This window comes from Pseudomonas sp. SWRI154 (assembly GCF_014268645.1).
In the GTDB taxonomy this organism is placed as follows: domain Bacteria; phylum Pseudomonadota; class Gammaproteobacteria; order Pseudomonadales; family Pseudomonadaceae; genus Aquipseudomonas; species Aquipseudomonas marvdashtae.
In genome coordinates, this window is record NZ_JABWQW010000010.1 from 1 (window position 1) to 12538 (window position 12538).

Consider the following 12538-nt stretch of genomic DNA (forward strand, 5'->3'; position numbering starts at 1 on the left):
TTGGCTGAGTCTTTCGTCTCAACCGAGGCGCGCATTCTACAGCGCCCCGTGTATCTGTCAAGCGGTTATTTTTAGAAGTTTTCAAAGTTTCCTTATCAACTTCAACCACTTGCGCTTTCGATCTCTCGTTAGCGGGAGGCGAATTCTACAGCGTTAGTCGCTGCTGTCAACACCTCTTTTACACCGCTTTCGACCGAGAGGATCGAATCGTCGACAGGGCCAAACAACACCGCCCTATCCACTCCTTCCGTGCCTCGATGAACTGAAGCCCGCCTACATCGAAACCTACTTAACTCATTGAAACTCAAGGAGTTTTCCGTTTCGACTGCGCCGGAAGTGGGGCGAATTATAGACACCCAGGATTTTCCGTCAACCCTTTATTTCGCTTTTCCAGCCTCGAGACCGAAATGGCTCCAATCCGTCTTATATATAGACGGTATCGTTTGAAATGCGCACTATATTGCGCAAACCAGTCTTTCTCGCCTTTTCTTGGATGACACCCTGTAATGACTTCTCCCAATCGCAACCTGGTAGCTACCCTATATCCGGTTGCCCTGCTCCTCATAGCCATGGCATCCATCCAGTCCGGAGCCTCCCTCGCCAAAAGCATGTTCCCGGTGGTAGGCGCCCAAGGCACCACTACGCTGCGGCTCATTTTTGCCAGCCTCATCATGTTGCTGTTGCTACGACCCTGGCGAGCCAAACTCACCGCCCAGTCTCTGCGCACCGTGGTCATCTACGGATTGGCCCTGGGCGGTATGAATTTCCTCTTCTATATGTCGCTTCGCACGGTTCCACTGGGCATTGCCGTGGCACTGGAGTTTACCGGTCCCTTGGCCGTTGCCATCTACGCCTCTCGCCGAGCAATCGATTTCCTCTGGATTGCCCTGGCATTGATTGGACTGCTGTTACTCATACCAACCGGAGCAGCCAGCGCCAGCATCGATATGACCGGAGCCAGCTATGCCCTGGGAGCAGGCGTGTGTTGGGCGCTATACATTCTGTTTGGCCAAAAGGCAGGAGCGGATAACGGCGTGCAAACCGCGGCATTGGGCGTCATGATCGCCGCCTTGTTTGTAGCCCCTATCGGCATCGTCCATGCCGGGGCCGCGCTACTTACACCAAGTCTTATCCCGGTCGCCATTGCAGTCGCCATACTCTCCACTGCCCTGCCTTATACCTTGGAAATGATTTCCCTGACCCGGATCCCCGCGCGTACGTTTGGAACCCTTATGAGCGTCGAGCCCGCGATCGGCGCGTTGTCGGGCCTGTTATTCCTCCAAGAGTACCTGTCCCTGGCCCAGTGGACCGCCATCACCTGCATTATCCTCGCTTCGATCGGCGCGACACTGACCATGGGCGATACCGCAAAGCCCGCCGTTGCGGCGGATTGAGCAGTTTTTTACATAGCTCTGGTATTTACCGGCCATTTAGGCCATGTTTAGGCCCGTAACCTAATGCCAGACATGGATTTTTTCATACAGGACGTCATGAACGCTTCAAGCGAAAGCGAACGCAGCCGTACGTAGACAGAAGATCCACGACGGCATAAGGACGGGAATGAAACGAATTTTGATATTGATCGCCGTACTTGCGGTTGCGGGCTGCGCGGCGACATCGAAAACCGAAATCAAACGCGGTAAGAAAGGCCTGCACATCAATTGCTCTGGCCTGACGTCATCTTGGGACCAGTGTGCTGCTACCGCCGCCAATTCATGCGCCCCAAAAAACTACAAGGTCATCGCCAAGTCGGGCGACGCCGTCGAGGAACCGGGGGATTATCCCTTCGGACTCAACCCCGCCGGCTACACCAGCCGCAGCATGATCGTCATCTGCAAATAAGCGCAGGTCAATCGGATGGCCGCTCGGCTATTCGGCGGCTGATTTCATCATGACTGGACTTGAGGACATCGCGCTGGACCTCGGGTGTCGCCAGCATTCGCGCGACGACCAACGCTCCCACGCATTGCGACAGGATTGCCCACGCAAGGCTGCTGCTTCCCAGTATTTGCGCCCAACTTTCGTGCAGGCGGCAGATCCACGCTTGTGCCGCTTCACGAACCTCCAGATCCGAGCGCGCAATCTCGGCTCCCAGTACCGGCAAGGCGCACCCTGCTTCGGGTTGCTCGACATGGCTCATGCTCAGGTACTGCTTGAGACAACGTTGCAGTTTCGTTGAGTCCATCACCCCGTCGCCGCTCAAACGGTCCAGGCTGTGAGCGAGCTCTCGCTCGATAATGACCTTGAAAAGCTCGTCCTTGGATGAGAAGTGACTGTAGAACGCCCCGCCGCTTAATCCGATCGCCTTCATAAGACCATCAACCCCTACCGTCGAAAAACCCGACTTCTTGGCTGACATGGCGCTGCTAACGAGCAGCTTTTCCCGGGTTTCCATCTTGTGATTGGCTGAATAACGCATCGTCCTGCCCCTTGGTACTCACCTTGACGTCCACCGAACCTTAGCATAACGTTCGTTTAGCTAACGATCGTTTACCTACAGGACTGATCATGAATAATAAGAAGGTCGTACTGGTTGTCGGTGCGGGTGATGCCACAGGCGGCGCCATAGCCAGGCGATTCGCCCAGGAAGGTTTCGTCGCATGTGTAACGCGTCGCAGCGCCGACAAGCTCGAACCGTTGGTCAACGACATTCGAGCCCAAGGCGGCGAAGCCCACGGTTTCGCCTGCGATGCGCGCAAGGAAGACGACGTCATTGCATTGATCGAACAAATCGAGACTCAACTCGGCCCGATCGAAGCCTTCGTATTTAATATCGGCGCCAACGTGCCGTGCAGCATCCTGGAAGAGACAGCGCGCAAGTATTTCAAGATCTGGGAGATGGCATGTTTCTCAGGCTTTCTCAACGCGCGAGAAGTGGCCAAGCGTATGGTCAAGCGCCAGCGCGGAACAATTCTGTTCACCGGGGCCACGGCGGGATTGCGCGGCGCATCTGGGTTCGCCGCGTTTGCCGGGGCGAAGCACGGCATACGCGCGCTGGCCCAGAGTATGGCGCGTGAACTGGGGCCGATGAATATCCACGTGGCTCATGTGGTGGTCGACGGCGCCATCGACACTGATTTCATTCGCAATAATTTCCCGGAAAAATACGCAACCAAGGATGAGGACGGCATCCTCGACCCCGGACACATTGCTGAAAATTATTGGTATCTGCACACCCAGCCTCGCGATGCCTGGACCTTCGAGCTGGACCTGCGCCCCTGGAGCGAACGCTGGTAGCCCTCTCCTTCCTATACCAATAAGAGAGCAATGCTGATGAATAAATCTGTGGAATTTTTCTTCGATCTCGGCAGCCCGACCACCTATCTGGCCTATACCCAATTACCCGCGCTTTGCGCACAAACCGCCAGCAAACTGATTTACCGCCCGATGCTCCTCGGTGGCGTATTCAAGGCAACGGGCAACGCATCGCCGGTGACCGTGCCAGCCAAAGGTCCTTACCTGTTCAAGGATCTGAATCGCTTTGCCAAACGTTACGGCGTCGATTTCAAACTCAATCCCTATTTCCCGATCAACACATTGCTGCTGATGCGTGCCGTGACCGGCATGCAGTTGCGCCAGCCCGAGCGTTTCGAGGCTTTTGTTGATTGTCTGTTCCGAGCATTGTGGGTCGATGCCCGCAACCTGAACGATCCGGCAACCGTGGCGGCGGTCCTGAGCGAGGGCGGTTTCGATCCTGATCATGTGCTGGCCTTGACCGCAGATGAACAGATCAAGGAAGCGCTCAAGACAACCACGCAAGAAGCTATTAGACGTGGGGTGTTCGGCGCCCCGAGCATGTTCGTGGGCGCAGAACTGTTTTTTGGCCAGGATCGGCTGGACTTCGTCCGTGAAGCCCTTGGCTGATCCCTTCGCCTCAGATTGCCGCAGTCCGGGTATTCAGCCATTGCAACGCGTCGCCGTCCAGCAACGGGCTCAATCGACGCTGGACCTCGGCGTGATAACCGTTGAACCAGTCTTTTTCATCCTGGGTCAGCAGGGACGGCTCCAGGCAACGGGTGTCGATCGGGCACAAAGTCAGGGTTTCAAACTCAAGGAAATCACCGAACTCGCTGCTGCCCGCCTCGCGATTCAACACCAGGTTCTCAATGCGCACACCCCAGCGACCGGGACGATAAGTGCCTGGCTCGATGGATGTGATCATGCCCGGCTGCATCGCCGTTTGTGGCGTGGCGGCGGCCTGGTAGGCAATGACCTGCGGTCCCTCGTGAACATTCAGGAAGTAACCGACGCCGTGGCCAGTGCCATGGCCGTAATCCACCTGTTCAGCCCAGATAGGCGCGCGGGCGATGGCATCCAGCAAGGGCGACAGGATGCCCTTTGGAAATTTGGCCCGGGATAAGGCAATCACGCCTTTGAGCACACGAGTGCAATCTCGCTTCTGCTCTGGTGTCGGCGTTCCGACCGGCACCATGCGCGTGATGTCCGTGGTACCACCAAGGTATTGGCCACCCGAATCGATCAGCAGCAAACCATCGCCTTCAATAACCGCGTGCGCTTCTTCCGTCGCGTGATAATGCGGCATCGCGCCATTGGCATTGAACGCTGCGATGGTATTGAAGCTCAGGGAAATAAAATCCGGCCGACGCTTGCGCGCTGCGGTCAGGTGCTCATCGATGGTCAGCTCGGTGATGCGTTCGCGGCCCCAGGCATTCTCCAGCCAGGCGAAGAATTCGCAGAGTGCCGCCCCGTCCTGCTCCATGGCTAGACGAATGTGCTCGGCATCGGCCAGGCTTTTGCGCGATTTGGCCAGTGTCGTGGGATTGAGCCCTTCGACCAGCTTCACGCCGCTGTTGAGGTTGTCCAGCAATCCGACCGTGACCCGCGCCGGATCAACTTGCAAGCTCGCGTCGCTCGGCACTTCACGCAAAGCGGCCGCGGCCTCGCTGTAGTCGCGCAACGTCACGCCATCCTGTTCGAGGAGGGCACGCAGCGATGCATCGATTTTGCCCAGGGCGACAAACAGTGTTGCCCGCTGTTGGCTGATCAAGGCAAAGGAAACGAATACAGGATTGAACGACACATCCGCGCCGCGCAGGTTGAACAGCCAGGCGATGTCGTCCAGCGTGGCGATGAAATGCCAATCGGCGCCGCGTTCCTTGAGAGATTCCCGCAGCTTGGCAAGCTTCTCGACACGGCTGGCCGTCGCTTGTGGTGGGAGGTGAGCGTACACCGGTTGACCAGGCAGTTCCGGGCGATCGGTCCAGGCCTGCTGAAGCAGGTCGATATCAGTACGCAATCGCGCGCCACGCGACTCAAGCTTGCTGCTCAACGTTCGGGCCGACGCCACGGCCATCACCGCACCGTCAACTGCAACCACGCCGCCTTCAGGCGTCTGCTCGCCCAGCCAATCCAATGGGCCAGGCTGGCCGGGAATGAGTTTGACCAGCTCGATGCCGCTGCCCTCCAGCTCCTGTGTGGCCTGCTCCCAATAACGACTGTCGGCCCAGACCCCGGCGAAATCCGCAGTGACGATCAAGGTACCGACCGAGCCATGGAAGCCCGACAACCATTGGCGCCCTTGCCAGTAGCCCGGCAGATACTCGGATAGATGCGGGTCGGCTGATGGAACCAGCAGCGCGTGAACGCCCTCCTCGCTCATCAATTGGCGGATTCGGGCCAGGCGCTGGGGAATCTGTCCCGCGGTCAAAGGCTGGGTGCTCATCATTACTCCTGCTAATCAATTTATTGTTCGATGCCAAACACGTTCGGCTCAGGGCGCTGCCGCCCAGAAAGCCGGCGCAGCCGTGCAGGCTACCTTGATCAACCGCACGGCCTCATCGACATCCTGCTCGCTGGTAAAGCGACCAAGGCTCAAGCGGATGGTCCGCCCGGCCGCACGCGCATCGTGCCCGAGGGCAAGGAGCACGTGGGACGGGGTGTTCTGCGCCGAGTTGCAGGCCGAGGTCGCGGAAAATGCAATCGATGCGCCCAGCGTCGCCGGGTTGAATTCGCCTTCGTTGAAAGTAACGCTCAGTGTGTGAGGGATCCGGCGGTTCGCACTGCCATTTATACATACACCGGGCAACGCCAGCAGCGGCTCAAGCAAACGATTGCGCAACCGAGTGATTTTGGCGAGTTCTTCATCAAAGAACTGCGCCGCCAGTTCGAATGCCGCGCCCATCGCTGCAATCTGGTGGGTGGCCAGGGTACCGGAGCGCAAGCCACCTTCATGACCTCCACCATGGATCTGGGCCGACAGGTGCGTCCGCGCGCGATCACCGACATAAAGCGCGCCGATGCCCTTGGGGCCGTAGATCTTGTGCGCGGAAAAAGACATCAGGTCCACCGGCCACCGGGCCAGGTCGATGCCCACCTTGCCGGCGCCCTGGGCCGCGTCCATGTGGAATAGCGCGCCATGCTCGCGAACGATTTCGCCGATGGCGACGGCATCATTGAGGGTGCCCAACTCATTGTTCACCAGCATCAGCGACACCAGGAATGTGTCGTCACGCAACGCCTCGCGAACCGCTTGCGGACTGATCAGTCCATCGGCGTCCGGCGCCAGCCAGGTCACCGCGACGCCACTTTCCTCGAGCTGCCTGACGGTGTCGAGAACCGCCTTGTGTTCGATCAGGCTGGTGATGACATGGCCTGCGCACGCACCGCGCATCTGGGCCACGCCTTTGATGGCCAGGTTGTTGGATTCGGTGGCGCCGGACGTCCAGACGATCTGCCCGGGTTGAGCCCCAACCAAGTGGGCCACCTGCACGCGCGCCTGTTCCACGGAACGCCGGGCCTCCTGTCCGAAGGCATGGGAGCTGGAAGCCGGATTGCCAAAATTACCGTCAAACCCCAGGCACTGGACCATGACCTGGATGACTCGCTCATCCACCGGCGTAGTGGCGGCATAATCGAAATACAAAGGACGCTTATTCATAAGAAACTCGCAGAGCCTGCTCCGGGATCAGGATGCCCTCGTTGGGTTCGAGACAAGCTATACCTGATCAAGACCTTAAAGAAGTCGGACTTCGTTTAAAAGTGCGTAGGAACGCTCCTGGAAAAGCGAGCTTAGCAGGCATCGCGTCGAAGCTCAGCCCTCAGCTCACGCTTTCGAGCAACAACGGATACAGCGATGCGACCAACAGCAGCGCCATGCCCCAGTTGAACAGGCGCAGCCATCGATGATCACGCAACAAATTGCGCAACAGGCTGCCGCAAACCACCCACAAGCTGACACTTGGCAGATTGATGAGGGCAAACACCGTCGCGATCACCACCACGTTGAAAAAGTAGCCTTGCAGAGGCGTGTAGGTACTGATGGCACCGATGGCCATGATCCAGGCCTTGGGATTGACCCATTGGAACGCCGCCGCGCCCCAATAGCTGATCGGCTTGTTGTCCCCGGTTCCACTGTCAGAAACAGGACCGGAATGAGCGATCTTCCACGCCAGGTACATCAGATACGCCGCGCCGACGTAGCGCAGCACGGTGTAGAGCAGCGGGTAGGCCTGGAACACCGCGCCCAGGCCAAGGCCCACCGCCAACACCAGGGAAAAGAACCCGCAGGTGATGCCCAGCATGTGAGGAATGGTGCGGTTGAAACCGAAATTGACACCCGAGGCCAGCAACATGGTGTTGTTGGGGCCTGGCGTGATCGAGGTCACGAGGGCAAACAGGGCGAAGCCCAGCAGCAGGTCAAGCGAGAGGGTCATGCCAGGTCAATCCGTCGGGGCAGTCAGCTAGTGACCCTACCCCACGTCCCGGCGCAAACCCATGGACAGTTAGGCAAAACTTCGAGCGGTACAGTCCCTCAGCTTGGCCGGCCAGGCAATTGGACGGTCTGCTCGGCATTCATTTCGCCACGCTCATCAAAGCCGACATTTTTCTGCGAAGGTCCAAGCAGTTCGGCTTTTTTCGCATGGTATTCGTCAAACGAAAGGCCGCGGCGATTCAAGGCTTCAAGGGCCAACTCGCGAGATTCCTCGGCGGTGTAGGGACGCAGCTCCGGCGAAGAGCTGGCGCAACCGCTCAATACGGTGACAGTCAACAGCAGCAAGACAGCAAGGATACGATTCATGGCGGGTGTCCGATGTTCTGGAGTTGGGCGATGAACAAAGGCTACCCGCCGCCCCGGCACGGCAGAAATCAACGGTTTTGATAGTGGGTATCGCCCTCTCGGATTTCTCGTTGCGCTTGCCTGAGCCACCGGCACTGCAGCGCGTTGTCCAGGCTGCGCTCGATGTCGTGCAGTACCTGGAACGAGCCGAACGTCACCGCTTTGGCCCGGTGCGCCTGAATCAACTGCCAGAAATTCTCCTCGCCGTTTTCGAAACTTCGAAACGCCGCCTCACCCGCTTCGCGGGTTTGCCATTGCAAATAATTGAGTACCCGCCGGCCGTCGTCGCTGGCCTGGATACTGGCACTGAGGAAGCCCAGGTGGTCACGGGCCAGACGCTCGGTCTGCTTCGTCAGGGCGATTACCAGCGCCTGCAGCGACTGCGGCTCGATATCGAATTCGATCAGTTGCGTGAAACTGCGGTTATTACTTGGCGATTGCATGAAAGGTCCCCGTCCACGTAAGGCGAATCTTGCGATCCGAAGGTCTGCAGGGTAAAACCTCTAGTTAAGTCAAGGTCAAGCGGTGATTCAGTTGCCAGCACCTCTCAATATTCACAAGCAACTTACTGTCGGCCAAGTCGCCGCCCGCAGCGGCGTGGCAGTCACGGCGCTCCATTTTTATGAATCCAAGGGCCTGATCAAAAGTACCCGCAACACGGGCAATCAGCGTCGCTACCCTCGCGAAGTCCTGCGGCGCGTGGCGCTGATCAAGGTCGCCCAGCGCCTGGGTATTCCTCTGGCGGAAATTGGCGAGGCATTGAAGAACCTCCCGGACAACCGCGCACCAACGGCGACCGACTGGAAGGTTTTGTCGGCGCAGTGGGGCCGGAACCTAGATGAGCGCATCAATCAACTGGTCGCGCTGCGCGACCGGCTCAACGGTTGTATCGGCTGCGGTTGTCTATCAATGGAGAGTTGCCCGCTGCGCAATCATGGCGACGTATTAGGCAAGCTTGGACCTGGGGCGCATTTGCTGGACGAACCTTGAGGCGTTCGTCGGGACATGAGCCCAGCCGCGATGGCCGGCCTATAGTGGGTGAGCGCAAATCGACGAAGACTTTCTTCGCCTCCCATAACAACCAAGGAGAAGCGTCATGGGCGTCAAAGCGATTCCGGAAGGTTTCCACAGCATCACGCCCTACCTGGGCATTCAAAAAGCCGCCGAAGCCATCGATTTCTATAAAAATGCCTTCAACGCCACGGAGGTGATGCGCCTGGCCATGCCCGATGGGGGTATCGGACATGCCGAGCTGCGAATCAACGGTTATCCGATCATGCTCGGCACGCCTTGCGATCAGGGCCCGCTGAGCAACCCGGACCGATCGCCCTCGGTGGGACTGCATTTATATGTCGAAGACGTGGACAGTGCCTTCACCCAAGCGATTGAAGCCGGAGGCACAGTGATTTCCGAGGTCAAGGATCAATTTTATGGTGATCGCACCGGGACCCTGAAAGATCCCTTCGGGCATCTGTGGTTCCTGGCGACGCACAAGGAGGATCTGAGCCAGGAACAGATCGAGCAGCGAGCCAGGGAGATGTTCCAACAGCAGGGCTGACTGGTCCAAAGCCTTTTTGGCGAGGGAACTTCCTCGCCAAAAAGTCATGAACAGTAAACGCGAAACATTTTCTTTCATCTTCTCTTTCGGGATTTCGCTCGCTCATTCGTCTTAATTAGATGCAGCAGGCCGCGTCGGCAAAAGCCACGGTCTGTTTTCCCAGGGTTCATGGCGTTACGAAGCCCGTGACACAGAACCTTTCATCGAATCAAGACGCCCAATCATGTCCAAGAAATCCCGTTCAAAACTCTGGTTCCTGGTTCATAGCTGGCTGGCGCTGCCCATCTGGTTCTTCGTCCTGATAGTTTGCGTCACCGGCACCCTGGCGGTGGTCAGCCAGGAGATTGTCTGGCTGGTGAACCCTGAAATGCGCGCCAGCGAGCCCTCGGACGATGCCCCGCTGCTCAGCTACGACCAGGTGATTGCCGCCATCAAGCAGGCCCAACCGCTGACCCAAGTGCAAAGCATCGTGCGTCCGGAAGAATCGCATTTCGCCCTGGAGGCCAAGGTCACCTACCCCGACGGTCGCCCTGACACCGTCTACGTAAATCCCTACAGCGGCGTCATCCAGGGATCGGCCCCGGCGTTCAACTTCAGGGCCTTTACACGTGCACTGCATGGATGGTGGCTGGTGCCATTCACCAACGGTTACAGCTGGGGCTGGTACCTGGTGTCTTTCCTCGGCCTGCCGCTGCTCGCGTCCCTGGTGACCGGGCTGGTGGTCTACAAGCGTTTCTGGAAGGGTTTCTTCCGTCCGACCCTGCGCATCCGTCACGGCGCCCGTATTTTCTGGGGGGACTTCCATCGGCTCAGCGGCATCTGGTCGATCTGGTTCATTGCGGTCATTTCCATCACTGGCGTCTGGTTCCTGATCGAGGCCGCGCTCGCCGACAACGGGATTTCCATCTCCAGTGCACCGGTCGTCGCGGTAGTGGCCCGCGAAAGCGTTCCGCTCTCGGCCGATGGCGTGCCGCCGCCACAGCTGAGCCTGGATCGCGCCATCGAAATCGCCCAGCAGCGAATCCCAGGGCTGGAGGCGAGCTTCGTCAGCCTGCCCTTCAACGCCTACAGCCATCTGGAAATCGGCGGTCGCGGCTGGTATCCGCTGATGTTCCAGACCGCGACTATCAATCCCTACAACGGTGACGTGGACGCCTCGCGCTTGTTGTCGGACCGTACCGCGCTGGAATTCGTCACCGAATCGATGCGCCCGTTGCACACCGGGGATTTCGGCGGACTATGGATCAAGCTCATCTGGTTCTTCTTTGGCCTGGTCCTGAGCCTGATGGTCCTCAGCGGCCTGTTGATCTGGACCAAACGCACGGCCCTGGCGACCGCCAACGCCTTCAAGCGCAGCCAGAAACCCGCACGACAGGCCTTGGCCGCGCCTTTATTGCAGCCGTCCTCGCACCGTGACTCGCCGGAGGGCAACCTGTGAACCCGTCCACCACGACGACATCACCCTCACGCCTGGGCCAGTTCTGGCACAAATGGCGTTTCCACCTCAACGTCTTGTTGCTGTTGATTCCCCTGGGTTTCATGCCTAAGTATTTCTCAGAAGCGGCTCTGTTCCGAGGAGACGGGGGGCTTGGCGAGCGTGAAGTCGGCGAGGTCCAGGTCGGGCCGTGGAGCCTACGCCTGGCGGAGTTTCGCAATGAAGCGCCTCGCACCCAGGGGCCCGCCGGCCCGATGAAACACTTCAATGCCGCCCTCTGCCAGCGCTGCATCAGCCAGGTCAAGGCCACCTACTTGCGCATCGGTAAACCGCGCAGCCTGCGGGCCGCCGGGGTGATTTTCTTCGGCTCGCCGTATCGCATGGGCGCCCTGCTGCCAGTGCCGAAAAAGACCCAGCCAGACGCCGAACTGTGGATCACCCTTGAAGGCTGGGACGGTTCGATGCATCAAGCTTCCATTCCCCTGAGCCAGGCCTCCCCGGCCACCGTCGCCTGGTTGAAATCCCAAGGAGCCCGTCCATGACCCTCCGCGCCTCTTTCAACAGCCTGGCGCTGCTGCTCTGCGCAGGCTTGAGCACCAGCGCACTGGCCCACAACCCGATGTGCGAATGCAAGGCCATCGACGCCGAACAGATCCAATGCACGGGCGGTTTTTCCGACGGCAGCGGCGCCCCAGGGGTGACGCTGGACGTCATCGGCTACGACGAAACCATCCTGGTCCCCGGCAAGCTCGGCGCCGACTCGACCCTGACCTTCAAAAAGCCGAACGCCGAATTCTACGTGCTCTTCGACGCAGGTCCCGGCCACGTAGTGGAAATCGACCAAGCCGACATCGAGGCCCCATGAGCGCACCTACAACCCAAGTCATCCGCCCCGCCGGGGCCGGCCATGAAACGCTCTACGTGTTGCTGCTGTGCCTGGTTATCGTATTGGGCGCCGGCTCGGTCGTGGCTTGGCACGGGGAAACCCAGGACGTCGCGCGTCTGGAGAGCTATCAACTGGATGCTCGCCGCGACCTCAGCGCCGCCGAGCAAGGCATCTATGCCGACCTGCGGGTGACGCTGGATGAGATCCGCCTTCTGCGCGAAAGCGAGCAAGCCCTCCCCGGCCCGCAAGCCTTGGCCGACGAAGGTTTTGCGCCGTTCGCCCACGACGCCAGTTCCGTCAGTCGAGGCGACCACGCCTGGCAACTGTTGGACGGACAAGCCTACTTCGGCGCGAGCACGAGTCCATCGGTCTCAGGCTCCTTTCTGATGCGCATCAGCGAAGCGTCCGATGCCGCCCCGGACATCTGGCTTAACCGCAACAACTCTCCGACGGCTCCCGCGGCACTGGACGACGCCGCCTTGTCCGCCGCCGGCTGGCAACAGATCGTCGCGCAATTCGATGCCGGCGTAACCCGTCAGCACCGGCACTGACTCCACGTTTTTTTTCGAGAGAAGACCGTTT

General features: G+C 59.1%; 16 protein-coding genes. 10 read left to right on the forward strand and 6 right to left on the reverse strand.

The features are described from left to right. Nucleotides 1-506: 506 nt before the first annotated feature. Nucleotides 507-1394 carry a threonine/homoserine exporter RhtA gene (gene rhtA, locus HU806_RS11155; RefSeq protein ID WP_186611431.1) on the forward strand — a complete coding sequence of 296 codons (888 nt, stop codon included), beginning with the start codon at nt 507-509 and terminating at the stop codon, nt 1392-1394. 166 nt (nt 1395-1560) lie between these two features. Continuing rightward, entirely contained in the window at nt 1561-1842 is a 282-nt protein-coding gene (locus tag HU806_RS11160) for a hypothetical protein (protein WP_186611432.1), read from the forward strand. 7 nt (nt 1843-1849) lie between these two features. On the opposite strand, the gene HU806_RS11165 is transcribed toward HU806_RS11160, so the two are convergent. Further along, the gene (locus HU806_RS11165; protein WP_186611433.1) at nt 1850-2419 is read right to left on the reverse strand and encodes a TetR/AcrR family transcriptional regulator; all 570 of its coding nucleotides are present in this window, start codon (nt 2417-2419) and stop codon (nt 1850-1852) included. 89 nt (nt 2420-2508) lie between these two features. Between HU806_RS11165 and HU806_RS11170 the strand changes: the two genes are divergently transcribed. Both HU806_RS11170 and HU806_RS11175 read left to right on the forward strand, forming a co-directional pair. Further along, nucleotides 2509-3237: an SDR family oxidoreductase gene (locus HU806_RS11170; RefSeq protein ID WP_186611434.1), complete on the forward strand. Its 729-nt coding sequence runs from the start codon at nt 2509-2511 to the stop codon at nt 3235-3237. Between the two features lie 36 nt (nt 3238-3273). Further along, nucleotides 3274-3864 carry a 2-hydroxychromene-2-carboxylate isomerase gene (locus tag HU806_RS11175; protein WP_186611435.1) on the forward strand — a complete coding sequence of 197 codons (591 nt, stop codon included), beginning with the start codon at nt 3274-3276 and terminating at the stop codon, nt 3862-3864. A gap of 10 nt (nt 3865-3874) precedes the next feature. Here HU806_RS11175 and HU806_RS11180 read toward each other — a convergent pair whose 3' ends face one another. From HU806_RS11180 to HU806_RS11200, 5 genes are all read right to left on the reverse strand, one after another. Continuing rightward, nucleotides 3875-5683 carry an aminopeptidase P family protein gene (locus HU806_RS11180; RefSeq protein ID WP_186611436.1) on the reverse strand — a complete coding sequence of 603 codons (1809 nt, stop codon included), beginning with the start codon at nt 5681-5683 and terminating at the stop codon, nt 3875-3877. A 48-nt stretch (nt 5684-5731) separates the two neighbouring features. After that, nucleotides 5732-6898: a cysteine desulfurase family protein gene (locus HU806_RS11185; protein WP_186611437.1), complete on the reverse strand. Its 1167-nt coding sequence runs from the start codon at nt 6896-6898 to the stop codon at nt 5732-5734. Nucleotides 6899-7058: 160 nt separating this feature from the next. After that, nucleotides 7059-7673, reverse strand: coding sequence for a LysE family translocator (locus tag HU806_RS11190; RefSeq protein WP_186611438.1), 615 nt, complete (start codon nt 7671-7673; stop codon nt 7059-7061). A gap of 98 nt (nt 7674-7771) precedes the next feature. Next, nucleotides 7772-8038, reverse strand: a complete 267-nt coding sequence (locus tag HU806_RS11195; RefSeq protein WP_186611439.1) for a hypothetical protein — start codon at nt 8036-8038, stop codon at nt 7772-7774. 68 nt (nt 8039-8106) lie between these two features. Next, on the reverse strand, nt 8107-8520 hold the full coding sequence (locus tag HU806_RS11200; RefSeq protein WP_186611440.1) for an antibiotic biosynthesis monooxygenase: 414 nt from the start codon (nt 8518-8520) through the stop codon (nt 8107-8109). A 91-nt stretch (nt 8521-8611) separates the two neighbouring features. On the opposite strand from HU806_RS11200, the gene soxR reads away from it, so the two are divergent. From soxR to HU806_RS11230, 6 genes are all read left to right on the forward strand, one after another. Further along, on the forward strand, nt 8612-9067 hold the full coding sequence (gene soxR / locus HU806_RS11205) for a redox-sensitive transcriptional activator SoxR (protein WP_186611601.1): 456 nt from the start codon (nt 8612-8614) through the stop codon (nt 9065-9067). Nucleotides 9068-9173: 106 nt separating this feature from the next. Beyond that, the gene (locus HU806_RS11210) at nt 9174-9635 is read left to right on the forward strand and encodes a VOC family protein (RefSeq protein WP_186611441.1); all 462 of its coding nucleotides are present in this window, start codon (nt 9174-9176) and stop codon (nt 9633-9635) included. 223 nt (nt 9636-9858) lie between these two features. Then, nucleotides 9859-11073, forward strand: coding sequence for a PepSY-associated TM helix domain-containing protein (locus HU806_RS11215; protein WP_186611442.1), 1215 nt, complete (start codon nt 9859-9861; stop codon nt 11071-11073). Continuing rightward, the gene (locus tag HU806_RS11220) at nt 11070-11612 is read left to right on the forward strand and encodes a PA2404 family protein (RefSeq protein WP_186611443.1); all 543 of its coding nucleotides are present in this window, start codon (nt 11070-11072) and stop codon (nt 11610-11612) included. Before HU806_RS11215 ends, HU806_RS11220 begins: the two co-directional genes overlap by 4 nt. After that, nucleotides 11609-11935, forward strand: a complete 327-nt coding sequence (locus HU806_RS11225) for a hypothetical protein (protein ID WP_186611444.1) — start codon at nt 11609-11611, stop codon at nt 11933-11935. Before HU806_RS11220 ends, HU806_RS11225 begins: the two co-directional genes overlap by 4 nt. After that, entirely contained in the window at nt 11932-12507 is a 576-nt protein-coding gene (locus HU806_RS11230; RefSeq protein WP_186611445.1) for a DUF6162 family protein, read from the forward strand. Before HU806_RS11225 ends, HU806_RS11230 begins: the two co-directional genes overlap by 4 nt. Nucleotides 12508-12538: the final 31 nt, after the last annotated feature.

Excerpts from the sequence above, each read along its gene's own strand:
- HU806_RS11230 (WP_186611445.1), top strand. The coding sequence starts at position 11,932 with ATGAGCGCACCTACAACCCAAGTCATCCGCCCCGCCGGGGCCGGCCAT.
- HU806_RS11185 (WP_186611437.1), bottom strand. The coding sequence starts at position 6,898 with ATGAATAAGCGTCCTTTGTATTTCGATTATGCCGCCACTACGCCGGTG.
- rhtA (WP_186611431.1), top strand. The coding sequence starts at position 507 with ATGACTTCTCCCAATCGCAACCTGGTAGCTACCCTATATCCGGTTGCC.
- HU806_RS11225 (WP_186611444.1), top strand. The coding sequence starts at position 11,609 with ATGACCCTCCGCGCCTCTTTCAACAGCCTGGCGCTGCTGCTCTGCGCA.
- HU806_RS11160 (WP_186611432.1), top strand. The coding sequence starts at position 1,561 with ATGAAACGAATTTTGATATTGATCGCCGTACTTGCGGTTGCGGGCTGC.
- HU806_RS11195 (WP_186611439.1), bottom strand. The coding sequence starts at position 8,038 with ATGAATCGTATCCTTGCTGTCTTGCTGCTGTTGACTGTCACCGTATTG.
- HU806_RS11215 (WP_186611442.1), top strand. The coding sequence starts at position 9,859 with ATGTCCAAGAAATCCCGTTCAAAACTCTGGTTCCTGGTTCATAGCTGG.
- HU806_RS11180 (WP_186611436.1), bottom strand. The coding sequence starts at position 5,683 with ATGAGCACCCAGCCTTTGACCGCGGGACAGATTCCCCAGCGCCTGGCC.
- HU806_RS11170 (WP_186611434.1), top strand. The coding sequence starts at position 2,509 with ATGAATAATAAGAAGGTCGTACTGGTTGTCGGTGCGGGTGATGCCACA.
- HU806_RS11200 (WP_186611440.1), bottom strand. The coding sequence starts at position 8,520 with ATGCAATCGCCAAGTAATAACCGCAGTTTCACGCAACTGATCGAATTC.
- HU806_RS11165 (WP_186611433.1), bottom strand. The coding sequence starts at position 2,419 with ATGCGTTATTCAGCCAATCACAAGATGGAAACCCGGGAAAAGCTGCTC.
- HU806_RS11175 (WP_186611435.1), top strand. The coding sequence starts at position 3,274 with ATGAATAAATCTGTGGAATTTTTCTTCGATCTCGGCAGCCCGACCACC.
- HU806_RS11190 (WP_186611438.1), bottom strand. The coding sequence starts at position 7,673 with ATGACCCTCTCGCTTGACCTGCTGCTGGGCTTCGCCCTGTTTGCCCTC.
- HU806_RS11210 (WP_186611441.1), top strand. The coding sequence starts at position 9,174 with ATGGGCGTCAAAGCGATTCCGGAAGGTTTCCACAGCATCACGCCCTAC.